This window comes from Micrococcus sp. KT16, from assembly GCF_003315015.1.
GTDB classification, from domain to species: Bacteria; Actinomycetota; Actinomycetes; order Actinomycetales; family Micrococcaceae; genus Micrococcus; species Micrococcus luteus.
On the sequence record NZ_QNRG01000009.1, the window covers coordinates 44,205 to 65,354 of the forward strand.

Genomic DNA, 21,150 nt, shown 5'->3' on the forward strand with positions numbered 1-21,150 from the left:
AGTCAACCGACGTTCCTCCCCACGAGAAGTCGACGAGGGCGCGCGCCGCCTCAGTCCTGTGGGGCCAGCTCCCCGTCCACGAGGTGCCAGCGCCGGTCGCAGGCGGCCGCCACCCTCGGGTCATGGGTCACGACCACCACGGCTCGCTCAGGCCCCACGGCTCCGCGCAGCAGGTCGACGACGTCCCGCGTCCTCGCCTGGTCCAGCGCACCCGTCGGCTCGTCCGCCAGGACCAGCGGCGGCTCGTTGATGAGAGCCCGGGCGACGGCCACCCGCTGCTTCTCCCCGCCGGACAGCGTGCGGGCCCGGTGACCCGTGCGCATTCCCAACCCCACCCGCTCGAGGGCCTCCCCCGCGCGGCGTCGCTGCTCCCCACGCGGGACCCGGTCCGGGCCGTAGCGCAGGGGCAGCATCACGTTCTCCAGTGCGGTGGCGTGCTCCATGAGGGCGAAGTCCTGCAGGACGATGCCGCACCGCTGGTTCCGATACCGGTCCCCGCCCCGGCTCCACGGCTCCGGGAGAGGTTCGCCCCCGAGCAGGACGCGACCCGAGTCCGGGGAGTCCAGGCACGCGAGGATCCGCAGCAGGGTGGATTTCCCGGACCCGGAAGGCCCGGTGACGGCGTGCATCTCACCGGCCGGAACCAGCAGAGAGGCCCCCCGGAGGACGGGCACCGCCTCCCCGCCGGAGAGGAACGTCTTGTCCACGTCGTGGACTTCGAGGAGGCTCATGCGGTCTCCTTGGTCGGCCGGTGGCGGCGGGGGCGGCGACCGAAGGTCGCCGCGAGTGCGCGCCAGGAGGACAGGGTGGCGACGGCGCCGATCGCCATGACGGCGATGAGCGCGGTGGACGTCAGACCGGTGGGCGGCGGCCCCGGCAGGGCGGACGCGCCCGCGGTGAGACCGACGGCGGCCGGCAGGACCCACGCGAAGAGCACGGGAACGATGATCCGCACCGCGGCCTGCCAGCGGGCGGCGCCCACCATCGCGGCGATCCGCCAGGTGGGGGCGAGAGCCCGGGCGAGCACGCCGAGAACGCCGAACAGGGAGACGACGGCGCCGAGCACCGCCGCGCCGAACAGGACGAGCAGCGTGCGGGAGCTGGCGCTCAGAGACTGCAGCAGCGCAGAGGACTGCGGGGTCAAGGGCTCAGCGTTGACCACCAGAGCGTCCGTTTCGAGGGCTCGTCCGGCCGCATCCAGCGCCGGGACGGCGTCCTGGCCCAGGACGATGGTGCGCAGCAGGATGGCCTCCAGCGCGTCTGGCGGGTACAGGCTCGCCAGCGCCGAGGGCGGGACGACCACCAGGACGGCTCCGTCCAGCGGAACCGATCCCATCATCGGATCCAGAGCGGTGGCGCCCGGCGCCAGTCGTCCGGTCACCGGGATCATGGCGTCCTGGAACTGCACACGCGTCGGCGGCGGCAGGACGCCCCCGACCGTGAGCGCGTACGGGTCCTTCGCCGAGGAGTCGCTGCCCAGCACCGCGTAGGGAGCGGCAGTGCCGTCGGCGTCGCGATGCGGGGACTGACCCGTCGGAGACATCGCCGCGGCGAGACCGGACCCGGCGAAGAAGTCCTCGGTCACCAGCAGGGCGCCGGGGAGGTCGTCGCCGAACCGGTCCCCGTAGGGGTCCATCGTGTACGCCGTCCGGTGCGGGTCCTCCAGGAGGGCCAACAGCGCGGCGGCGCGCCGACCGTCGTCGGCGGAGGCGGCCTTGGAGTCGGCAGAGAGGTCGGGCTCGGGCGGCTCCTGCTGCGATTCGCCAGGGGCGGCGCCGCCTCCCTCCAGATGCCCTGGCGCCGCGAGGTAGAAGCCCCGCAACGAGGCCGCGCCGAGCTGCTCCCACCGTTGCAGGTGCCGATCGACCTCCTGTGCCTCGCTCGCCTGCTGGAAGGACAGTCCCAAGAGCGAGCACGAGGCGACCGCGTGGACGAAGGCGACCAGCACCAACGGCCAGAACCTCAAGGTGTCGCGCAACCCCTCGCTCCAGGCCACACCGAGACTCCGGAGGTTCACCGGGGCGCTCGCATCCAGAGGGCGACCACATGGGTCGCCGACACGAGCACGGCATCGCCCAGCAGCACGACCAGGATGACGCCACTCGCGACGAGCGGGGACGGTTCCGTGACCGCGCCAGTCAGCACCATCCCCTGCCACAGCGCGGCCGAGATCCCCGCAGCGCCGAGGAACGGCACCAGGCTCACGCGAGCCCGAGACACGGCGGCCCGGAGCGGGGAGACCCCGAGCAGGCGCAGCACCCGCAAAGAGGGACGATCCCCCGCGCGCAGAGTCAGCACCCAGAACGCCGTGACGCTCATCAGAGTGAGGCCGGTCAGCGACGAGGTCACGCCGAGCACGGGCGTCCCGAGCGACGCGGTCATCGCCGAGGGTGCCGGCGCCGCGTCGACTTCCAGGCCGGCGGTTCGCAGGTTCTGCAGGAATCCGTCCAGGTCGGCGGGGTCGCCCACGAGGAATCCGACGTAGGCGGCGGCGTTGTCGAACGCCGGGGTCGGCTGGATCACCCCGTCCGAGGGCAGTCCTCGCCAGTCCGCCGCGGAGGCGAGGGCCACCGGCCGACCGGCCAGTTCCCCGCTCCGAGCGGCCCGGTCGGCCAGAATGCTGCCCTCGCGCAGCAGAAACCCTCGCGCTGCCCGCAGAGATTCCAAGGTCGGCACGTCGATGCCCGCAAGACACGGGGCCGCGGGGCCGGCCAGGTGGCGCACGCCGGGGTCCGCCCCGCTCGCCATCAGGGTGAGGTTCCGCCCGGTCGTGGCGGCCTCTGCCACGGACCAGACCTCGCCGCCGCCTCCGATGCCGACATCCCAGACGGCCGGCCCGCACTCCGCGGCTCCGAAGTACTGCCGATGGTGGACGGACAGGGAGCCCACGAGGCTCAGCGCCAGCCCGCACAGTGCCACGAGCAGCACGGCACGGGTGACGAGCAGCCCGAGCGTCCGGAGTCCCCTGCCCGTCACGGTCAGTTCCCACCGATGGGCTCGGACAGGGCCCCGTACTGCACCCGCGCCACAGCACCGACCGCAGCGGCTCCCCACGCGGCAGTCTTCCTGAGCAGGGCCATGATGGCCTCCTTGCTGTGTGACACCCAGAAGATCCCCCTGACCATCTGTGATGTCTCTCATACCCCTGTGAGTAGGGTAATCATCATCCCCCCCGGTGGGGTGTCAAGGAGATTCCTCGGCACATTCCGGCCGCGCTCGGGGGCCTCGCCCGTGGCGTGCCGCTGGCCTTTCACGGCGCGGGGCGGCCTGCGGGCCGACGTCGTCGGTTGAGTTATCACCGGTCGTAGGCCGCCGCACCCGGGATAAGTCAACCGACGTTGCTCCCCAGGACAAGTCGACGACGGCGCAGGCCTCCGAGAGCCCGTGGGGCCGGTGGCTGCGGCGCCGCGGCTCAGTCCTCGAGCTTCTCGAACCGCACGCCGGGGTGCGCCGCCTCCAGCTCCTCCCACGTGATGCCGTGCAGCTCGCGGACCCGCACGACCCCGGAGGCGTCCAGCAGGAAGACGCCCCGATCCGCGTAGATGCGGGAGACGCAGCCGACGCCGGTGAGGGGGAACGTGCACTCGGCCAGCAGCTTCGGATCGCCCTTCTTGGTGAAGAGATCCATCATCACGTAGGTGTCCTTGGCGCCGATCGCCAGGTCCATCGCACCCCCGACGGCGGGGATCGCCCCGGGCTTGCCCGTGGACCAGTTGGCGAGGTCGCCGGTCGCGGAGACCTGGTAGGCGCCGAGGACGCACACGTCCAGGTGGCCGCCGCGCATCATGGCGAACGAGTCGGCGTGGTGGAAGTACGCGGCCCCGGGCAGCTCGGTGACGGGGATCTTGCCGGCGTTGATGAGGTCTTCATCGATCTGCTCGCCCTCGGCCTGCGGGCCGAAGCCCAGCATGCCGTTCTCGGTGTGCAGGGTGACGTTCTTCTCCGCCTCCAGGTAGTTGGACACCGTGGTGGGCTGGCCGATGCCCAGGTTCACGAAGGAGCCGGGGGCGATGTCCGCCGCGATCGTACGGGCCAGTTCGTCCTGGGTCAGCGGGGTGTCGGTCTGGGTGATGCTCATCGCTCTCCTCACTTCCCCTCGGCGGCCGGCTCGGCCGCGGTCGTCGTGGCCGCGCACGGCTTCGGCCGGCCCTCCGCCAGGGCAGCCCGCTCGGCGCGCTCCTTCTCCCCGGACTCGGTGTCGATCCGCACCACGGTGTCCGTGTAGATGCCGGGGGTCACCACGTGCTCCGGGTCGATCGGCTCCTCGCGGACCTCGTCCACCTGGACGATCGTGGTGGCGGCGGCCGCGGCCATGACGGGTCCGAAGTTGCGGGCGGTCTTGCGGTACACGAGGTTGCCGTGGCGGTCCGCCGCGTACGCCTTGATGAGCGCGACATCGCCGCGGATCGGGGCCTCCAGCACGTAGTGCGTGCCGTCGATCTCGCGGACCTCCTTGCCCTCGGCCAGCTGCGTGCCGTAGCCGGTGGGCGTGAAGAAGCCGCCGATGCCGGCGCCGCCGGCGCGCAGGCGCTCGGCCAGGTTGCCCTGCGGGACGAGCTCCAGCTCGATCTCCCCGGCACGGTAGGCCTCGTCGAAATGCCACGAGTCGGACTGGCGCGGGAACGAGCAGATGATCTTGGCGACCCGCCGCTCCTTGATCAGCAGCGCCAGGCCCGCGTCCGCCTGGCCCGCGTTGTTGTTGACCACCGTGAGGCCGGTGGCCCCGGACTCGAGCAGCGCGTCGATCAGCTCCATCGGCTGGCCGGCGTTGCCGAACCCGCCGATCAGCACCGTGGCGCCGTCGGTGATGCGGGAGACGGCCTGCGCGGCCGTGTCCACGAACTCCAGCATGGGGACTCCTTGGATGAGGGGGTCGGGTGGGTGCTCGGCCGGACGCGTCAGCGCGCGGCCACGTTCTCGAGGACGACGGCGATGCCCTGGCCCACGCCGATGCACAGCGCGGCCACGCCCCACCGCTCACCGGAGGCCTCGAGGCGGCGGGCCAGCGTGCCGAGCACGCGGGTGCCGGAGGCCCCGAGGGGGTGGCCGATCGCGATCGCGCCGCCCCAGGCGTTCACGATCTCCGGGTCCACGCCCCAGGCGTCCGTGCAGGCCAGGGACTGGGCGGCGAAGGCCTCGTTGAGCTCGACGGCGGCCACGTCCTTCCAGCCGATCCCGGCGCGGGACAGGGCCCGGTTCACCGCCTCCACCGGCGCGTAGCCGAAGAAGTCGGGCTCGTTGGCGGCGGTGGCGCGGCCGGCGATGCGGGCCAGGGGCTCCAGGCCGAGCACATCGGCGCCCGTCGACGAGCCCAGGAGGGCGGCCGAGGCGCCGTCGTTCATGGGCGAGGCGTTGCCCGCCGTGACGGTGCCGTTCTCCCGGCGGAACACGGTGCGCAGGCCGGCGAGGGTCTCGGGGGTGGAGTCCGGGCGGACGGTCTCGTCCCGCTCCAGGTCCGTGCCGGGCACGGCGGCCACGAGGGAGTCATACCGCCCCTCGTCCCACGCCCGCGCGGTAAGGCGGTGCGAGCGCGCGGCGAACTCGTCCTGGCGCTCGCGGGAGATGCCGAAGCGCTCGCGCAGCAGTTCCGTGGCCTCGCCGAGCGAGACGGTCCACTCCGGCGGCATCGCATCGTTGATCAGGCGCCAGCCGAGCGTGGTGTTCGCCGCCGCCAGGTCGTGCAGGGGGAACGGGCGAGTGGTCTTGGGCAGCACCCACGGGGCACGGGACATGGACTCGACGCCGCCCACGAGCACGACGTCCGCCTCCCCCACCTCGATCTGACGCGAGGCCATGATCGCCGCGTCCAGGGAGGATCCGCAGAGCCGGTTGACGGTGGTGGCGGGGACGGTGACGGGCAGGCCGGCCAGCAGCGCGGCCATGCGGCCCACGTTGCGGTTCTCCTCTCCGGCCCCGTTCGCGTTGCCGAACACCACCTCGTCGATCCGGTCCGGGCGGGCGCGGCCCGTGCCGGCCTCGATCGGGGCGCCGCGCAGCTCGTCCGCCACGTCCTGCGCGCTCTCCCGGCGCAGCCCCGTCAGGCCGGGGGCACGGTCCACGAGGGTCCGGAGCACGTGGGCGGCGAGGTCGTCCGGCCGGGAGCCGGCGAGCGCGCCGCCGATCTTGCCGAAGGGGGTGCGGACGGCGTCGTACACATAGGCGTCGGTGAGGCTCATGCGGCCACCGTAGGACGGCCCGCGGACGCCGGACCAGAAGAGTTCGTGCAGCGCACACTTGTGCGCACAGCGAACGGTAGGCTCGCGGCATGCTCCCCGATCCCCCCGCCGACGGCCCCGTCCCGGCCCGCCCGGAGGCCCCCGTGCGCGCCCTGGCCACCGGTCTGGCCGTGCTGCGGTCCTTCACCCCGGGCCGTCCGGCGCTGACCGTCTCCTCCGCCGCAGAAGCCGCCGGCATCACGCGCGCCACGGCGCGCCGTGTCCTGCACACGCTCGTCCACGAGGGCTTCGCGGTGCAGGAGGACCGCGAGTTCCGGCTGACTCCGCGGGTGCTCGAGCTCGGCCACGGCTACTGGACGGGCACGTCGCTGGCGGAGCTGCTGCGGCCGGTGCTGGCCCGGGCCTCCCAGGCCCTCGAGCAGTCCTGCTCCGCCGCGGTGCTGGACGGGGCCTTCCTGCTCTACATCGCCCGCGTGCACACCGAGCGGATCATCCGGGTGAACCTCGACGTCGGCACGCGGCTGCCGGCGTTCCTCACCTCCATGGGCCGGGTCCTGCTCGCCGACCTGCCGCCGACCGCCGCGCGTCGTCTGCTCCAGGGCACGCCGCGGACCCCGCGGACGCCGGAGACCGTGACGGACGTGTCCGCGCTGCTCGCCGAGCTGGCGCGGGTGCGGGAACAGGACCACGCCGTGGTCACGGCCGAGCTGGACCCCCATCTGAGCTCCGTGGCCGTGCCGGTGCGCGGGCCGGACGGCGCCGTGGTGGCCGCGATCAACACGGCGCTGCCCCACCGCTCCCCCGGTGCGGCCGGACCGAGCGCGGCCCAGCAGACGCGGGCCGCCGTCGACGCCGCCCTGCCGGTGCTGCGCGAAGCCGCGCGGGACGCCGAGGACGCCCTCATGGCGCTGCGCCGCTGAGCGGCCGTCACAGTCCCTCCCCCTCCGCCCCCGGACGGCCCCGGGCCCCGCCCGCGGCCTACCCTGGAGGAGCCCGACCCGGGCCGCGACCGAGTCACGAGGAGATGAGACGAGCGCATGACCCGCCTGCCCGGTCTGCGTCGCCCGCGGTTCCTGGACCCGTGGCGCCGCCCGCTCGCCCCCCGTCTGCCCTGGCACGTGGTCCTCGCGGTCTCGATCGCGGGGGCACTGACCATCGCCACCCTCAGCCTCGGCGAGGACCTGGCCTCCGTGCCGCTGCTGGTGGGCGCCTTCGGCTCGTCCTGCGTGCTCGTGTTCCTCGTGCCGCACGGCCCGCACTCCCACCCCGCCAACGTGCTCGTGGGGCATGTGGTCTCGGCCGCGTGCGGGATCGCCGTGATCTCCGTGCTGCCCCTGGCCTGGTACTCGCTCGCGGTCGGCATGGGCCTGGCCATGGCCGTCATGGCCGGGCTCCGCGTGGTCCACGCCCCCGCGGGCGCCACCGCGCTGGCGGTCATGCTGAGCAATGCGGACTGGCACTACCTGGTCACCCCGGTGCTCGCCGGGGCGCTGGTCCTCACCGCGTGCGCGCTGCTGTACCGCCGCCTGATGTGGCGGGTGATCGGGCCGCCGGAGTGAGCCGTCAGGCTCAGAGCGGCCGGCCGGCCGCCAGGTCCTCGTCCACCTCCGCGAACACCTGCTGGGCCAGCGCGAAGGCGATGTTCGCGGCCGGGACCGAGGCGTAGATCGCGGTCTGCAGTAGGATCTCCCGGATCTCCTCCCGGCTCAGCCCGTTGCGCAGGGCGGCACGCAGGTGCATGGCGCACTCGTCCCAGTACCCGCCCGAGACCATCGCCGTGATGGTCACCGCCGAGCGCATCCGCCGGTCCAGGCCGGGCCGCGTCCAGATGGTGCCCCAGGCGTACCGGGAGATGAGGTTCTGGAAGTCCTCCGTGGTCTCGTCCTTCTTCGCCTCCGCGCGGTCCACGTGGGCGTCCCCGAGCACCTCCCGGCGCACGGCCATGCCGGCGTCGAGGACCTCCTGCGCCGTGCGGTGCATCTGGTGCCCGATCGGGGCCTGACCGCCGCTCACCGCACCCGCCAGGAACGCGCGCAGGGCCGCGGCCGTGGCCTCCGGCTGCTCGAGGGGGGCCTGGTGCGCCGCGTCGTCGAACGTGACCACCGTGGTGCCGAGGACCGCCGCGGCGATCTCCTCGCCGGCCGCCGGCGGCGTGACCGTGTCGTGGGCGCCGTGCACGGTGAGCACGGGGACGGTGATCGTGGCGAGGCGGTCGCGCACGTCGAAGTCGCCGAGCGCCTCGCACAGCCGGGCGTAGGAGTGCCGGTCGGCCTCCTGCAGCGTGTGCAGCAGGGCCGTGGCGCGCTCCGGATGGCGCTCGATGAACCCCGGGGCGAACCAGCGCTCGGCCGAACCGGCCACCATGGTCGGCGTGCCGGCCCGCTCGACCAGCTCGGCACGCTCCCGCCAGGCCTGCGGCTCGCCGATCCTGGCGGCCGAGCAGATGACGGCCACCCCGGCGATCTCGTCGGCATGGTCGAGGGCCAGCTGCAGCGCCACACAGCCGTTGAGCGAGACACCGGCGAAGAACACCGGCACCTCCGCCGGGATCGAGCCCTCATCCCGCAGGCGGGCCACGGCGGCGACGACGGCGTCCGCCAGCTCGGCGATCGTGCACGGCTCGGCCTGGGGGGCGGAGGCGCCGTGGCCGGGCAGGTCGTAGCCGATCACGAGTGTGTCCTCGCCCATGCGCTCTGCGGCGAGGGACCACAGCGCGTGCGCGCCGGTGCCGAGGCCGGCGCCCACCACGAGGACACGGGCGGGCGACGGCGCGGCATGCAGGAGGGTGGTGGTGACGGTGGGCTGGCCCATGCGACATCCTTCCGGTCGGGGTCGGGCTCCCCGCGGCGGGCGGGGCTCTGCTGATCGATCCTGGCAGGGCGGTCCGCCCGACGCAGGGGGGTGACGTCTCGCGGCTCAGTCAGCCGCGAGGTCGGTATGGGCGGCCACAATGCGGTCCACCAGCGCGGCCGCCTCGCCGGTGTAGCCGGCCGGATCGCACAGCTCCGCGAGGCGGTCGTCGCCGACGGACGCGGGCACGGCGGCGCGCAGCAGCGCACCGAACTCACCGCGGCCGGCCAGGGCGTCGTCGACGACGGCGTGGATCGCGTCCCGGCCCGCGCCGGGCCGCCCCGCGGCCGCGTCGATCACGGGGGCGAGCTCGGCCATGAGCCGCTCGGAGACCAGCGCCGGTCCCGTGCGGCCGAGGTTCTGCCGCATCCGGTCCTCGTCCACGCGCAGACCCGCGGTGAGCTCACGGGTGAGCGCGGTGGCCCCGCCGGCCAGCCGGAGCAGCTGCCGCAGCGCGGGCCACTCCGCGTGCCACGCGCCGGACGGGCGGTCGTCATCGGCGGCGCCGGCGGCCGTGTGGACCTGCGCGAGCACGCCGGGCGCGGACAGGGCCGCCGAGCGGACCAGCACGGACAGCACCGGGTTCTGTTTGTGCGGCATCGCCGAGGAGCCGCCCCGCCCGGGGGCCGTGGGCTCGCTCAGCTCGCCGATCTCGATGCGCGCCGCGATCAGCACGTCGTTGGCGATCCGGCCACACGCGGCGACGACGTCCGCGAGCGCGGCGGCCACGCCCGTGACGGCCATCCGGTTGGTGTTCCACGGGGCGGGCGGAGCGCTCAGGCCCAGCTCCGCGGCCAGGTCCTCGACGAGGTCGAACGCGGTGACCTCGTCGGCGAGCCCACCGGCGCGGCGGGCCCGCTCGACGTGGCCGGCGAGCGAGGCCAGCGTGCCGGCGGCCCCACCCCACTGGATCGGCAGGTCCGTCGTGGCGCGCTCGAGGCGCCGGGTGGCCTGCGCGAGCCCGTCGAGCCAGGTGGCGGCGCGCAGCCCGAAGGTCGAGGGCAGGGAGTGCTGCGTGAGCGAGCGGGCGACCATGGGCGTCGTCCGGTGCGTCAGGGCAAGCCGGGACAGGGATCCGACGGCGGCCCGCAGGTCCGCCGTCAGGTCGCCCGCGGCGCGGGCCACCATCAGCATCAGGGCCGTGTCCACCACGTCCTGGCTGGTGACCCCGCGATGCACGGTGGCGGCGGCGCCGGCCGGCAGTCGTGTGCGCAGCGCCCGCAGCGTGGGGATCAGCGGGTTGCCGCCGCCCTGTGCGGCGCGGGCGATCTCCGCCGGGTCGTACTCCGCCGGGTCGCAGGCGGATCGGACCTGCTCGGCCTCGGCGGCGGAGGCGAGCCCGCGCCGGGCGAGGACGTCCACCCACGCCGCCTCGACCTCCAGCAGGTGGCCGAGGACGGCGCGGTCCGACGTCGTCTCCGCCACCGTGCCGGCCGCCCAGACGGGGCTGAGCAGGCCGACGTCGGCGGCGGGACCCAGGGGGTCGACGGCCGCCATCAGCCGTGCCTCGGATACTCGATGCCGGGGAACTGCAGGAAGACCGTCTCCTTGTCCGCGTGCTCGCCGCGGCCCTGGATCCAGACGTCGAACTTCAGGGAGCCGTCGTCGAGGCGCTCGGCCACGAGGGTGCGGCGCCGCTCCTCGGGCAGGGAGGACAGCAGGGGGTCGTGCTCGAGGGCCTCGGCATCCTCGGGCAGGTAGACGCGCGTGTGGAGCTTGTTGAGCAGGCCCCGGGCGAACAGCACGAGGTGGATGAAGCGCGCCGTGCCCTCGCCGGTCGCCCCGGGTTCGACGGTGGAGAACGTGTACGTGCCGGCGTTGTCCACGGTGGCCCGGCCCCAGCCGGTGAACGTGAAGCCGTCGCGCAGGAAGGAGCCCTCCTCCTGGGCGATGACGCCCTCGGCATCCGGCTGCCAGATCTCCAGCATCGCGTCCGGGATGGGGTCGCCGTTGCCGTCGTAGACCGTGCCGGTCAGACGCAGCGCGTCCGCGCGGCCGGGCGGGACGAGGTTCTGGCCGTCGCGGAAGGGCAGGTGCACCTGCTCATAGCCGTCCGCGTACCCGAAGAACGGGCCGATGGTCTGGCCCGGCGTCGGGATGAGCGTGCCGTCCGGGGCGCGCTCGGTGTTCTCGTCGATCCGCATCAGTGATCGCCCTCCTCGTCTTCCATCCACGTGCGCTGGCTGCCCGTCAACACGATGTCCCACCAGTAGCCGGTGTTCCACTCGTGGCTGGTCACGGAGTGGTCGTAGGTGGCCACGAGGCGGTCGCGTGCCTTCTGGTCCGTGATGCCCTGGTAGATCGGGTCCAGCGGGAACAGCGGGTCGCCCGGGAAGTACATCTGGGTGATCATCCGCTGTGTGAAGTCGGTGCCGAAGAGGGAGAAGTGCACGTGGGCGGGTCGCCACGCGTTGTGGTGGTTCTTCCACGGGTAGGGCGCCGGCTTGATGGTGGTGAATTCGTAGCGGCCCTCGGCGTCGGTGAGGGTGCGGCCCACGCCCGTGAAGTTGGGGTCCAGGGGGGCCGGGTGCTGGTCGCGCTTGTGCACGTAGCGGCCGGCCGCGTTGGCCTGCCAGATCTCCACGAGCTGGTGACGGACCGGCCGGCCGGCGCCGTCCAGCACGCGGCCGCGGATCTTGATGCGCTCGCCGATCGGCTCGCCGTTCTGGCCGACGGTCAGGTCCGCCTCGAGCGGGTGCACGTCGCGGTGGCCGAAGGCCGGGGACCACAGCTCCACGGTCTCGGGGTCGGCGTGCACGAGCGACTTGGTGGGGTGGCGGAACACAGACGAGCGATAGGGCGGGAAGTCGAGCCGCGGCTGGGTCTCGCCCTGGGCCTGGGCATGGACGGCCGCGATCTCTTCACTGATCTGCCCCTGCGAGTCGCGGGTGGCGGCTGGATCGAGCACGTGGGCGCTGTCGAACGTGTCGTCGTCCTTGGCCTGGGCGGTGATGCTCACGTCGGCTCCTTTCTCTGCGGGGTCGGGGATCGGTCGGACTCAGGCGGAGGGCCAGCCGGTGTACTGCTCGGCGAGGAACTGCCGTCCGTAACGGGACTGGACCACGTTGCGGAGCTCACCGCGCACGCGCATGTCCTCGAACTCCGAGGCGTCCGGGCGGGCGTGGAGCATGGTGGTCATCCAGTAGGAGAAGTTCTGGGCCTTCCACACGCGGGTCAGCGCCGTCTCCGAGTAGGCGTCGAGCAGGTCACGCGAGCCCGTGGCGGCCCACGACTCGAGCGCCTCGGCCAGGACGCGCACGTCCGCGAAGGCGAGGTTCAGGCCCTTCGCGCCGGTGGGCGGGACGGTGTGTCCGGCGTCGCCGGCGAGGAAGACGTTGCGGTGACTCAGCGGTGTGCGCACGTAGGAGCGGAAGCCGAGCACCGTCTTGTCGATGATGGGGCCGGTCTTGAGGGTGAAGCCGTCCGGGCCGGCCACGATGCTCTGCAGCCGGTCCCAGATCCGGTCGTCGGACCAGTCCTCCACGCGGGTCGAGGGGTCGCACTGGAAGTACATGCGCTGCACGGTCTCCGAGCGCTGCGAGATCAGGCCGAAGCCATGCTCGGAGCGGGCGTAGATCAGCTCAGGCGAGGACTTGGGCGCCTCGGCGAGGATGCCGAACCAGGCGAAGGGGTACGCGTGGAAGTGGTCCTCGCCCTCGGTGTCGCGCTGGAGGGCCTTGCGCACGGTGGAACGGGAGCCGTCCGCGCCCACGAGGATGTCGCAGCGCAGCTCCTCGACCGGCCCCTCCTCGCCACCGGCCACGGAGCGGAACCGGACGCCGGGGGTGTCCGAGTCGACGTCGAGCACCTCGAGCACCTCGGTCTCGAAGCGGACGTCGCCGCCGTCGCGCCGTCGCGCCGCGGCCAGGTCGACGAAGACCTCGTTCTGCGCGTACAGGGTGACCGTGGCGCCCACGAGCTCCGGGAAGTCCAGGGCGTGCGACTCGCCGTCGAAGCGCAGGATGATGCCGCGGTGCTCGTCGCCCACCGTCCTCACCCGGCCGTCGACGCCCGTGTCCGTCAGCATCTCCACGCTGGGCTGCTCGAGGATGCCCGCGCGGTGGGTGTGCGCGATGGTCTCGGGGTCACGGGACTCGAGGACGACGTTGTCGATCCCCTGCCGCGCGAGCAGGTGGGAGAGCATCAGGCCGGCGGGCCCGCCGCCGACGATGCCGACGCGGGTGCGGGTGAGGGGAGGCGTCACAGGTTTCTCCTTAGAGGGAGGCGGGCGGGTCGCGCGGGGAGGCGAGCTCCCTGGGCCTCTCGCCGCTGCCGGATTCCAGTGTGTCTGCGGGACGGCCGGGCCGTCCGGGCGTTCTCACTCAGTGAGAGGACCCCCGGACGGCCTGGCCGGGTGGTCATGCGTGCCGGTGGATCGACTTGTAGGACAGGTAGGCACTGAGGCCCTCGATCCCGTACTCGACGCCCATGCCGGAGTCGTGGCGCCCGCCGAACGGGGCCGCGTGGTTGGAGCCGAAGAAGTTGATGCCCACGGAGCCTGAGTCGATGCGTCGGGCGACCGCGAGCGCGCGGTCCTCGTCCCGGCCGAACACGATGCCGCCGAGGCCGAACGGGGTGTTGTTCGCCAGCTCGATCGCCTCATCGACGGACCCGTCGGCGTCGTCGTAGCTCAAGATCGTGATGACCGGCCCGAAGATCTCCTCGCGGGACACCCGCATCTCGGGGGTGACGTCCGCCAGGACGGTGGGCTCGATGAACGCGCCCTCCCGCAGGTGCTCCGGTAGACGGTCCCCGGGGAGCGCCTGGCCGCCCGTCACGATCCGGGCGCCCTCTTCGCGCGCCGACTCGATGAACTCCATCACCGTGTCGTACTGGGCGCGGGAGGCCACGGGACCGAACACGCTCGCCTCATTGAGGGGGTCGCCCTGCGCCTGGGCCGCAATCGTCTCGCCCACCATGGACACGACTTCCTCGTACCGCGAGGCGGGGGCGAGGATGCGCGTGGAGATGTAGCAGGTCTGCCCCGTGTTGCGCATGCAGGAGCGCACGAGCACGCGGGACATGGCCTCCAGGTCCGCGTCCGGCAGGACGACGGCGGAGGACTTGCCGCCCAGCTCGAGGGTGACGGGGCGCAGCAGCTCGCCGCACGCGGCGGCGATCTCGCGGCCCACGGGCGTGGAGCCGGTGAACGCCACCTTGTCGACCCCGGGATGGCGCACGAGAGCGTCGCCGAAGCGGCCGGGGCCGGTCAGGAAGTTGACCACGCCGTCGGTGATCCCCGCGGCGGCGACGGCGTCGACCACGAATCGCAGCGAGAGCGGGGTGACACTCGCCGGCTTGATGACCACGGTGCACCCAGCCAGCAGGGCGGGTGCGAGCTTGATGACCACGAGGTTGATGGGGAAGTTCCACGGCGCGATGAGCGCGCAGACGCCGATCGGATCGCGCTCCACGACGGACTCGGCGCCGCCGGCCGGGAAGGGCCGCACGTCCGGGGTGTCCAGCCACGAGGCGAGGGAGGCGTAGTGCCGGAAGATGCCGGCGGCGTTCGCCGCGGCCCCGCGCGTCTCGGAGAGCGGCGAGCCGTTCTCCCGCGAGATGGTCCGGGCGAGATCCTCGGCGCGCGCCTCGATCTCGTCCGCGACCGCGAGCAGCTTCTCCGCGCGCTGGGCCGCGGTGAGGCCGGACCAGCCGGGAAGTGCGCGGCGGGCCGCGACCACGGCGGCGTCCAGCTCCTCGTCGGTGGCGGCGGGCACGGATCCGAAGACCCCGCCCGTGGCCGGGTCGACCACGTCGGTTCGCCCCTCACCGCGGGCCGGCGTCCACCGACCGTCGATGAAGTGGTCCTCGACGTGCTCGTACGGCAGGGTGAGCCCGACGCGCGGGTCGGCCGCGCCGGGAGCGGTGCGTTCGGTCGTCGTGTCCGTCATGCCGATGCCTCCTGGGCCTTGTCGCGGCCGCCGCGGATGACATCGGTGCGCAGCAGCGCCCGGGCCCGGGCGAGGTCCGCCGTCGCCATGTCGTGGGCGGCCTGGGTGATCAGCTCCGGCAGGATCTCCCGCACGAGCCGGTCGGTGTAGACGTCCACCGCCATGCCGAACCAGAGCGACGACGCCAGGATCCCGGCCCGGTCGAAGCGCCACAGGCGGTCCGAGTCGCGGACGAGGGCGTCCTCAAGGCTGTAGGCCACGGGGCGGGTGTCGTGGCCGTCGATGATCTCGCAGACCCGGTCCACGAACTCCTGGTCGTGGCCGAGGGCGGGCAGGACGCGCTGGGCCACGAGGACGCCCTCGCGCTCGTGCTCGAAGCGGATGGCCGCCTTGCGCCAGTCCCCCGAGAAGCCCTCGGAGACGATGCGGGACTCGTCCACGTGGGCCCATCCCGTGTCGTGCAGGATGATCGCCGTCAGGACGAGCTCGCGGTCGGCCTCCGGGTACGCGTCGCAGAGCCGGGTGGCGTAGGCGGCGCACACGGGCAGGTGGATGTCGTTGGCCCGCGTGCGGGTCTCGGGGACGATCAACTCCCACAGGCGGTCGTAGTCCGTCGAGGGGCTCAGGTCCACGGGGCGGGTGTCGGCTTCGCGCTCTGTCGGGATCGGGCGCGCCGCGTAGCGCTGCGCGAACCGGACGGCGCGCGGGTCCTCTGCGGCCGCCGAGGGGTCGGCCGGGGCCCAGGGGGTGTGGCCGTCGTCGGGGGTGGTGGTCTGTGTGCTCATGACTGCTCCTCCAGGTCCACGGCCAGCCCCTTGAGTGGGGTGGACGGGTCGGCGACCTTGTCGGCCGGGATGGTCTGACCCTTCGAGAGGGCCGAGCGCACCGCCATGAAGTCCAACGGCGCGTTGACGCAGTCGGCGGCGATGAGCTGTCCCTCACGGTAGTAGAGGACGCTGAAGCGCCCCTTCTCGTCGTCCCGACGGACCACGGTCTGGTCGTAGCCCTGCGTCAGGCCGGCGATCTGCAGCTTCAGATCCGCCTGGTTCGACCAGAACCAGGGGATGCCGACGTACTCGCTCTCGCGCCCGGTCATGGCATAGGCCGCGACCTTGGCGTGCTCGATGGCGTTGTTGACCGACTCCAGGCGGATACGCTCGCCCTCCGGGGCGCGCGGCAGCGGGATCGGCAGGTTGGCGACGTCGCCGACGGCGACGGTCGTGCCGTCCGAGGCGAGCGCCCGCTGGTCCACGACGATGCCGTTGTCGACCTCGAGGCCCATCTGCTCCGCGAGCTGGGTGTTCGGGATGACGCCGATGCCCACGATGGCGAGGTCTGCCTCGATCACCGTGCCGTCTGCCAGCTCGACCCCGGCGAGGCGGCCGTCATCGCCGACGAAGCGCTCCGTAACTGCGTCGAGCTCGATGCGCAGCCCGCGGCCCCGGTGCGACTCGAGGAAGAACTGCGAGGTCTCCTCGCCCACGGCGCGGCCGATGAGGCGCGGCCCGCGTTCCAGGACCGTCACCTCGATCCCCATGCCGGCGAGCGAGGAGGCGGCCTCGAGGCCGATGAAGCCGCCGCCGATGACGACGGCGCGGCGGGCCGTGGTGACGCGGTCCTTGAGCTCGAGGGCGTCGTCCGCGTTGCGCAGGTAGAGCACGCCGTCGAGGTCGGCGCCGGGGACCTCGAGGCGCCGGGCCCGGGCACCGGTGGCAAGGGCGAGACGGCGGTAGGGGAACCGGCGCCCGTCCTCGGCGAGGGCGACGCCCGCGCCGGGCGCATCGCCCCGCGGAGCTCGCTCCACGGAGACGATCCGCGCGCCCTGCACGAGGGTGATGCCGTGCTCGTCCCAATACTCCTGGGTGCGGAAGATTAGCTTCTCCTTGTCCATCGTCCCCTGGAGGAACTCCTTGGACAGGGCGGGGCGCTGATAGGGGCGGTGGGCCTCGTCGCCCAGGAGGGTGATGGGCTCCTCGTCCCCGGTGCCCCGGAGGGAGATCGCGAGCTGCACGCCGGACTGACTCGCGCCGATGATCAGCGTCCCGGCCTCCGGCGCGGTCTCCGCCGCGGTGTCCCGGGCGGGGGTCTCGGTGGTCATGACGGCATCACACCTGCGTCTCGGGGGTGGTCACGTGGAGGTCGTCGTCCTCAGACAGCTTGAGCTGGCACGAGAGGCGCGAGTTGTCCTCACGGTCGACGGCGGTGCCGTAGAGCATCTCGTCCTCCATCTCGGACATGGGCTCGAGCGAGTCCAGCTGGTCTTCGCGGACGAAGACGTGGCACGTGGCGCAGGAGAGCGACCCGCCGCACTCGGCGACGATGCCGGGCACGCCGTTGCGGACCGCGGTCTCCATGACCGAGTCGCCCGCGTTGGCGGGGACGTCGCGGACGGTGCCTTCGGAATCGGTGTAGTGGACAGTGGCCATGGTGATCGCCTCTTTCGGTTCGGTGATCGGTGGGGAGGGTGCGGGGCGGAGGCCGGGAGGCCTCAGATGAACTGGCGGCCGCCGTCGACCACGAGGGTCTGGCCCGTGATGTAGCCGGCGGCGGGGGACGCGAGGAACACGACGGCCCCCACGATGTCCTCGGGCTGGCTGGCCCGCTTGATGGACCCGCGGTCGACGCCGTAGGAGGCGGCGTCCTCCATGAGCCCGAGGCTGGCCTCGGTGAGCGTGAAGCCGGGCGCCACCGCGTTCACGGTGATGCCGCGGAAGCCGAGCTCCTTGGCCAGGACGCGGGTGAGGGCGACGACGCCGCCCTTGGAGGCCACGTAGTGGGCCCAGTGCGCCGAGCCGGAGAAGATCGTGGCCGAGGAGAGGTTCACCACGCGGGCGTCCTGGCCCAGGTGCGGGCTGAGCGCCCGGGTCACGAGCCAGGGGCCCTTGAGGTTGACCTGCATGACCAGGTCCCACTCGTCGGGGTCGATCTCCTCGAACGGCTTCCGGCTCAGCCCGGCGTAAACGGCCGCGTTGTTCACGAGGACGTCCACGTGCCCCCCGCCGAAGTCGGCGGCGCGCCGCGCCATCTCCTCCAGTGACGCGGGGTCCGTGACGTCCGCCTCGAGGGCGAGCGCCTGGGCTCCCCCGTCCGTCAGCTCCGCCGCGGCGGCGGTGACGCCGGCCGGGTCGCGGTCGGCGAGGACCACGCGGTCACCCTGCTCCGCGAAGGCGCGGGCGAAGGCGCGGCCGAGGCCGCCCGCCGCGCCCGTCACGAGGACGGTGCGCTGGGTGTCCGGGGTGGTCATGCGACCTCCTCGTCCACGATCTCGACGGTGCCTTTGGTGCCGTCGACGCGGAGGAGCTGGCCGGTCTTGATGACCGCGGAGGCCGAGCCCGTGCCGGTGACAGCGGGCAGCGCGTACTCGCGGCATACGATCGCGGCGTGCGACATCATGCCGCCGATGTCCGTAACGGCCGCGCCGATGCGGCCGAAGATCGGACCCCAGGAGGGGGCGGTGACCGTGGCCACCAGGATCTCGCCAGGCTGAATCTGGGAGAGGTCGTCGGCGTCGAGGATCACGCGGGCGCGGCCCTCGACCTGGCCCGGAGAGGCGGCCATGCCCTTGAGGTGGCCCTCGGAGCCCTCGTCACCGGCGCTGAGCCAGGACTCCACCTGCTCGGTGGTGATGCCCCACAGCATGCGGGTGAAGGGCTCGGTGATCTCCATCGGCGGGGTGTTGAGCGCCGGCTGGGGGCGGGCGGTCTTGAGCGCCGAGACGATCTTCTTGCGCTCCTCGATCACGGGCTTCCAGTAGGTGCCGCCGATGGGGCCGCCGGGGGCGCCGACGCCGAAGCCGGTCACCAGGTCGAAGAGCGCGTCGCGCACCTCGGAGCGGTTCAAGTAGAGGAGGTTGCCCTCCTCCCAGAAGCCGTAGGAGGCGAAGGTGCGGTCGAGCTCGCGGACCTTGCGCCAGAAGACGCCCATGGTCCAGTGCTCGATGTAGAAGTTGTGGTTCTCGACGTACGGGTAGGCCGTCGCGGCGAGCTGGCGCTTCGCGTCGAACTGGGCGGCGGCGTCGTCGTGGAGCAGCTCGCGGTACTCCGCGACGATGCGCTCCTTCTCGACGATGAGCTCGTCCTTGGGCCGCATGATCTCCTGGCCGTCGTCGAGGCGGCGGATGTAGTCGGCGATGTAGCCGAGCGGCAGGTCGAGGTGCTCGTTCCAGTAGCGGTCATGGCCGTAGAAGCCGTTGCCCACGGTGAAGTTGAACCACGGGTCCTGCGCCGTCTCCCACTGCGCGAGCCAGCGCTCGCCGCCGTCGGCCTGACGGATGCCCTCCAGGGTGGCCTCGACGTCGTCGGGGTTCCCGAAGTGCTCCTGCAGGCCCAGCTCGACCGCGAGGACGGAGAGCGCCTTGAGCTCGTCGTCCGGGCGGAACAGCTCCATGTCCACGCCCTGCACCATGGTCGCGATGGACTGGTCGGGGATGTCCGGGAAGACCTGCTTGCAGAAGTTGAAGAAGTCCAGGTACGCGATGTACCCGAGGTTCAGGAACTCGAAGTGGTACTGCCAGTTCTGGTAGGTGAGGTTGATGAGACGGTCGAAGCCCTCCAGCAGGCGCTCGGAGCCGTCCTTGCCGACGCCGGCCTCGATGTCCGCCATGGGGACCATCTCGGGCAACGGGGAGAAGTCCAGCTGCTCGAGGTCCGCGATGGTGCCGCGCACCTTGGTCTTCCACTGGTCGAGCAGGGGCTCCCAGTTCTCGAAATAGTGTCCGATGCGCGCCTGGAACTCGGGGAGGCGGGCGGCCATCTGGTCCTGCGGCACCGGGATCGGGGACATGTAGAGGTAGCCCAAGTGGATGCGAAACTCGATCCCGTTGGCGTTCGGGATCATCAGGTGCCGCGCGTTGTACTGGCCGAGGCACTTGACGGCGAACTCGCCGCCGATGGTCTCGAAGGGCTTGAAGACGGTGGGCCAGTGCTGCGAGTCGCAGAACCAGAACTTCTCGTCCTCCTCCGCCTGGAGCTCAGGACGGAAGGTGAGGTAGTAGGGGTAGATCTTCTCCCAGCCCTCGGCTCCCGGAGGGGTCGTGAGTTCGGAGGGCTTGGGGAAGGACGTCTTGATCGTGGTCTCGCTCATGGAAGGCTCGTCTCTCTCGGAGGATGCTCGGGCGGAGGAGGGTCAGCGGCCCGCGGGGGGTACGACGGAGAAGGCGGACGTGATCGCGCTCAGGTCGAAGGCGCCGGTCATGGGGGCGACGTCCGCGCGGGGACGGTCCTCCTTGGGCTTCGAGGAGTGCACGGTCTCGGGGCGGGACTGCAGCAGCAGGAGGTCCTCCCCCACCGGGAGGTCGGCGTCCAGGGCCCACTCGATGTCCTGAGGGGTTCCGTAGTGCTTCTCCGCGCGCTTGGCCATGGCGGCGACGGCGACGAGCTCCTGGTCGGTGAGGCAGCGCACGCCCCGGCGCTCCGGGGAGACCTCGCGTTCGACGAGGCGGCCGCGCTCGGGGTCCGGCACGAGCTCGGCGTGCTTGTCGCCGATGTGCTCGGTGACAACGCCCAGCGTGATCTTGTCGAGGAGCAGATGGTCCGGGGTGACCTCGCCGGAGACGACCATCTCGCCCACACCCCAAGAGGCGTCGATCGCGAGCTTGGAGCGATCACCGGTCGCGGGGTTCATCGTGATGGCGACGCCGGCCACGCGGGCGTTGGCCATCTTCTGCACGACGACGGCCATGGAGAGGCCGACGGTCGGGATGTCGTTGCGGCGGCGGTAGATGATGGCGCGCGAGGTGTAGAGGGAGGCCCAGCAGCGGCGGATGTGGTGGGCGACCTCGTCGCGTCCGCGGATCCACAGGTAGGTGTCCTGCTGGCCGGCGAAGGACGCGTCCGGCAGGTCCTCGGCCGTGGCGGAGGAGCGCACCGCCACGGGGACTTCGCCACCGCACTCCGCCATCAGCCGTTCATAGGCCTCGTCCAGTGCGTCGCGGACGTCCCGGGGCACCGGGTGCTCCTCCATGAGGCGGCGGATGTCGGCGGACAGCTCGTCGACGGCGCGCACGTCCTCGGGGTCCACCGCCTTGAGGCGCTCGGCGATCTCGCCGCGCTCGTCCTGGGAGGCGCGGAACGCCTCGAAGGAGGCGGTCGTCACGACGAACCCGGGCGGGACGGGCATGCCCGCGTCCGTCATGGTGACGAGCGAGGCGCCCTTGCCGCCGAGGGTCTCGAGGGCGGCGGGGCCGCCGTCGGCGAAGGCCTGGATGTATGCCGGGGTGGTGCTCATGTGCGGAT

The 21,150-nt window shown here is 72.5% G+C and carries 20 protein-coding genes and 1 pseudogene; 2 read left to right on the top strand and 19 right to left on the bottom strand.

The window, feature by feature from the left end:
- Positions 1-50: 50 nt before the first annotated feature.
- The 6 genes from DE149_RS08365 to DE149_RS08390 all read right to left on the bottom strand — a co-directional run bounded on the left by DE149_RS08365 (position 51) and on the right by DE149_RS08390 (position 6,176).
- The gene (locus tag DE149_RS08365) at positions 51-731 is read right to left on the bottom strand and encodes an ABC transporter ATP-binding protein (RefSeq protein WP_036383612.1); all 681 of its coding nucleotides are present in this window, start codon (positions 729-731) and stop codon (positions 51-53) included.
- On the bottom strand, positions 728-1,948 hold the full coding sequence (locus DE149_RS08370; protein ID WP_147084471.1) for a hypothetical protein: 1,221 nt from the start codon (positions 1,946-1,948) through the stop codon (positions 728-730). Before DE149_RS08370 ends, DE149_RS08365 begins: the two co-directional genes overlap by 4 nt.
- 65 nt (positions 1,949-2,013) lie before the next feature.
- Entirely contained in the window at positions 2,014-2,976 is a 963-nt protein-coding gene (locus tag DE149_RS08375) for a hypothetical protein (RefSeq protein WP_036313578.1), read from the bottom strand.
- A 436-nt stretch (positions 2,977-3,412) separates the two neighbouring features.
- Entirely contained in the window at positions 3,413-4,078 is a 666-nt protein-coding gene (locus tag DE149_RS08380; RefSeq protein WP_020624468.1) for a 3-oxoacid CoA-transferase subunit B, read from the bottom strand.
- A gap of 8 nt (positions 4,079-4,086) precedes the next feature.
- Complete coding sequence (locus tag DE149_RS08385) at positions 4,087-4,851, bottom strand: 3-oxoacid CoA-transferase subunit A (protein ID WP_020624469.1); 765 nt, start codon at positions 4,849-4,851, stop codon at positions 4,087-4,089.
- Between the two features lie 47 nt (positions 4,852-4,898).
- On the bottom strand, positions 4,899-6,176 hold the full coding sequence (locus DE149_RS08390; RefSeq protein WP_113914334.1) for a thiolase family protein: 1,278 nt from the start codon (positions 6,174-6,176) through the stop codon (positions 4,899-4,901).
- 89 nt (positions 6,177-6,265) lie between these two features.
- Between DE149_RS08390 and DE149_RS08395 the strand changes: the two genes are divergently transcribed.
- Both DE149_RS08395 and DE149_RS08400 read left to right on the top strand, forming a co-directional pair.
- Complete coding sequence (locus DE149_RS08395; RefSeq protein WP_113914335.1) at positions 6,266-7,096, top strand: IclR family transcriptional regulator C-terminal domain-containing protein; 831 nt, start codon at positions 6,266-6,268, stop codon at positions 7,094-7,096.
- A 117-nt stretch (positions 7,097-7,213) separates the two neighbouring features.
- Positions 7,214-7,735: an HPP family protein gene (locus DE149_RS08400; protein WP_113914336.1), complete on the top strand. Its 522-nt coding sequence runs from the start codon at positions 7,214-7,216 to the stop codon at positions 7,733-7,735.
- 10 nt (positions 7,736-7,745) lie between these two features.
- Here DE149_RS08400 and pcaC read toward each other — a convergent pair whose 3' ends face one another.
- The 13 genes and pseudogenes from pcaC to DE149_RS08460 all read right to left on the bottom strand — a co-directional run bounded on the left by pcaC (position 7,746) and on the right by DE149_RS08460 (position 21,142).
- Positions 7,746-8,156 carry a 4-carboxymuconolactone decarboxylase gene (gene pcaC / locus DE149_RS11855; RefSeq protein ID WP_233490731.1) on the bottom strand — a complete coding sequence of 137 codons (411 nt, stop codon included), beginning with the start codon at positions 8,154-8,156 and terminating at the stop codon, positions 7,746-7,748.
- Between the two features lie 69 nt (positions 8,157-8,225).
- Positions 8,226-8,987: pseudogene (locus DE149_RS11860) on the bottom strand (alpha/beta fold hydrolase); the annotation flags it as partial.
- Positions 8,988-9,092: 105 nt separating this feature from the next.
- Positions 9,093-10,523 carry a lyase family protein gene (locus DE149_RS08410; RefSeq protein ID WP_113914338.1) on the bottom strand — a complete coding sequence of 477 codons (1,431 nt, stop codon included), beginning with the start codon at positions 10,521-10,523 and terminating at the stop codon, positions 9,093-9,095.
- Positions 10,523-11,170 carry a protocatechuate 3,4-dioxygenase subunit alpha gene (gene pcaG, locus DE149_RS08415; RefSeq protein ID WP_113914339.1) on the bottom strand — a complete coding sequence of 216 codons (648 nt, stop codon included), beginning with the start codon at positions 11,168-11,170 and terminating at the stop codon, positions 10,523-10,525. The genes DE149_RS08410 and pcaG overlap by 1 nt, the downstream gene beginning before the upstream one ends.
- Complete coding sequence (gene pcaH, locus DE149_RS08420; protein WP_199489699.1) at positions 11,170-11,979, bottom strand: protocatechuate 3,4-dioxygenase subunit beta; 810 nt, start codon at positions 11,977-11,979, stop codon at positions 11,170-11,172. Before pcaH ends, pcaG begins: the two co-directional genes overlap by 1 nt.
- 45 nt (positions 11,980-12,024) lie before the next feature.
- Positions 12,025-13,230, bottom strand: coding sequence for a 4-hydroxybenzoate 3-monooxygenase (locus DE149_RS08425; RefSeq protein WP_255421446.1), 1,206 nt, complete (start codon positions 13,228-13,230; stop codon positions 12,025-12,027).
- Between the two features lie 154 nt (positions 13,231-13,384).
- Positions 13,385-14,917: an aldehyde dehydrogenase gene (locus DE149_RS08430; RefSeq protein WP_113914340.1), complete on the bottom strand. Its 1,533-nt coding sequence runs from the start codon at positions 14,915-14,917 to the stop codon at positions 13,385-13,387.
- Positions 14,914-15,702 (bottom strand): HD domain-containing protein, encoded by a 789-nt coding sequence (locus DE149_RS08435; protein ID WP_113914341.1) that lies wholly within the window; start codon positions 15,700-15,702, stop codon positions 14,914-14,916. The genes DE149_RS08430 and DE149_RS08435 overlap by 4 nt, the downstream gene beginning before the upstream one ends.
- On the bottom strand, positions 15,699-17,015 hold the full coding sequence (locus DE149_RS08440; protein WP_113914342.1) for an NAD(P)/FAD-dependent oxidoreductase: 1,317 nt from the start codon (positions 17,013-17,015) through the stop codon (positions 15,699-15,701). Before DE149_RS08440 ends, DE149_RS08435 begins: the two co-directional genes overlap by 4 nt.
- 7 nt (positions 17,016-17,022) lie before the next feature.
- On the bottom strand, positions 17,023-17,343 hold the full coding sequence (locus DE149_RS08445) for a 2Fe-2S iron-sulfur cluster-binding protein (protein ID WP_113914343.1): 321 nt from the start codon (positions 17,341-17,343) through the stop codon (positions 17,023-17,025).
- A 62-nt stretch (positions 17,344-17,405) separates the two neighbouring features.
- The gene (locus DE149_RS08450) at positions 17,406-18,161 is read right to left on the bottom strand and encodes an SDR family NAD(P)-dependent oxidoreductase (protein WP_113914344.1); all 756 of its coding nucleotides are present in this window, start codon (positions 18,159-18,161) and stop codon (positions 17,406-17,408) included.
- The gene (locus DE149_RS08455; RefSeq protein WP_113914345.1) at positions 18,158-19,999 is read right to left on the bottom strand and encodes a PEP-utilizing enzyme; all 1,842 of its coding nucleotides are present in this window, start codon (positions 19,997-19,999) and stop codon (positions 18,158-18,160) included. The genes DE149_RS08450 and DE149_RS08455 overlap by 4 nt, the downstream gene beginning before the upstream one ends.
- A gap of 42 nt (positions 20,000-20,041) precedes the next feature.
- Positions 20,042-21,142, bottom strand: coding sequence for a PEP/pyruvate-binding domain-containing protein (locus DE149_RS08460; RefSeq protein WP_113914346.1), 1,101 nt, complete (start codon positions 21,140-21,142; stop codon positions 20,042-20,044).
- Positions 21,143-21,150 lie beyond the last annotated feature (8 nt).

Excerpts from the sequence above, each read along its gene's own strand:
- pcaC (WP_233490731.1), bottom strand. The coding sequence starts at position 8,156 with ATGCACCGCACGGCGCAGGAGGTCCTCGACGCCGGCATGGCCGTGCGC.
- DE149_RS08385 (WP_020624469.1), bottom strand. The coding sequence starts at position 4,851 with ATGCTGGAGTTCGTGGACACGGCCGCGCAGGCCGTCTCCCGCATCACC.
- DE149_RS08435 (WP_113914341.1), bottom strand. The coding sequence starts at position 15,702 with ATGAGCACACAGACCACCACCCCCGACGACGGCCACACCCCCTGGGCC.
- DE149_RS08430 (WP_113914340.1), bottom strand. The coding sequence starts at position 14,917 with ATGACGGACACGACGACCGAACGCACCGCTCCCGGCGCGGCCGACCCG.
- DE149_RS08450 (WP_113914344.1), bottom strand. The coding sequence starts at position 18,161 with ATGACCACCCCGGACACCCAGCGCACCGTCCTCGTGACGGGCGCGGCG.
- DE149_RS08400 (WP_113914336.1), top strand. The coding sequence starts at position 7,214 with ATGACCCGCCTGCCCGGTCTGCGTCGCCCGCGGTTCCTGGACCCGTGG.
- DE149_RS08445 (WP_113914343.1), bottom strand. The coding sequence starts at position 17,343 with ATGGCCACTGTCCACTACACCGATTCCGAAGGCACCGTCCGCGACGTC.
- DE149_RS08365 (WP_036383612.1), bottom strand. The coding sequence starts at position 731 with ATGAGCCTCCTCGAAGTCCACGACGTGGACAAGACGTTCCTCTCCGGC.
- DE149_RS08460 (WP_113914346.1), bottom strand. The coding sequence starts at position 21,142 with ATGAGCACCACCCCGGCATACATCCAGGCCTTCGCCGACGGCGGCCCC.
- DE149_RS08380 (WP_020624468.1), bottom strand. The coding sequence starts at position 4,078 with ATGAGCATCACCCAGACCGACACCCCGCTGACCCAGGACGAACTGGCC.
- DE149_RS08455 (WP_113914345.1), bottom strand. The coding sequence starts at position 19,999 with ATGAGCGAGACCACGATCAAGACGTCCTTCCCCAAGCCCTCCGAACTC.
- DE149_RS08390 (WP_113914334.1), bottom strand. The coding sequence starts at position 6,176 with ATGAGCCTCACCGACGCCTATGTGTACGACGCCGTCCGCACCCCCTTC.
- DE149_RS08410 (WP_113914338.1), bottom strand. The coding sequence starts at position 10,523 with ATGGCGGCCGTCGACCCCCTGGGTCCCGCCGCCGACGTCGGCCTGCTC.
- DE149_RS08440 (WP_113914342.1), bottom strand. The coding sequence starts at position 17,015 with ATGACCACCGAGACCCCCGCCCGGGACACCGCGGCGGAGACCGCGCCG.
- DE149_RS08395 (WP_113914335.1), top strand. The coding sequence starts at position 6,266 with ATGCTCCCCGATCCCCCCGCCGACGGCCCCGTCCCGGCCCGCCCGGAG.
- pcaG (WP_113914339.1), bottom strand. The coding sequence starts at position 11,170 with ATGCGGATCGACGAGAACACCGAGCGCGCCCCGGACGGCACGCTCATC.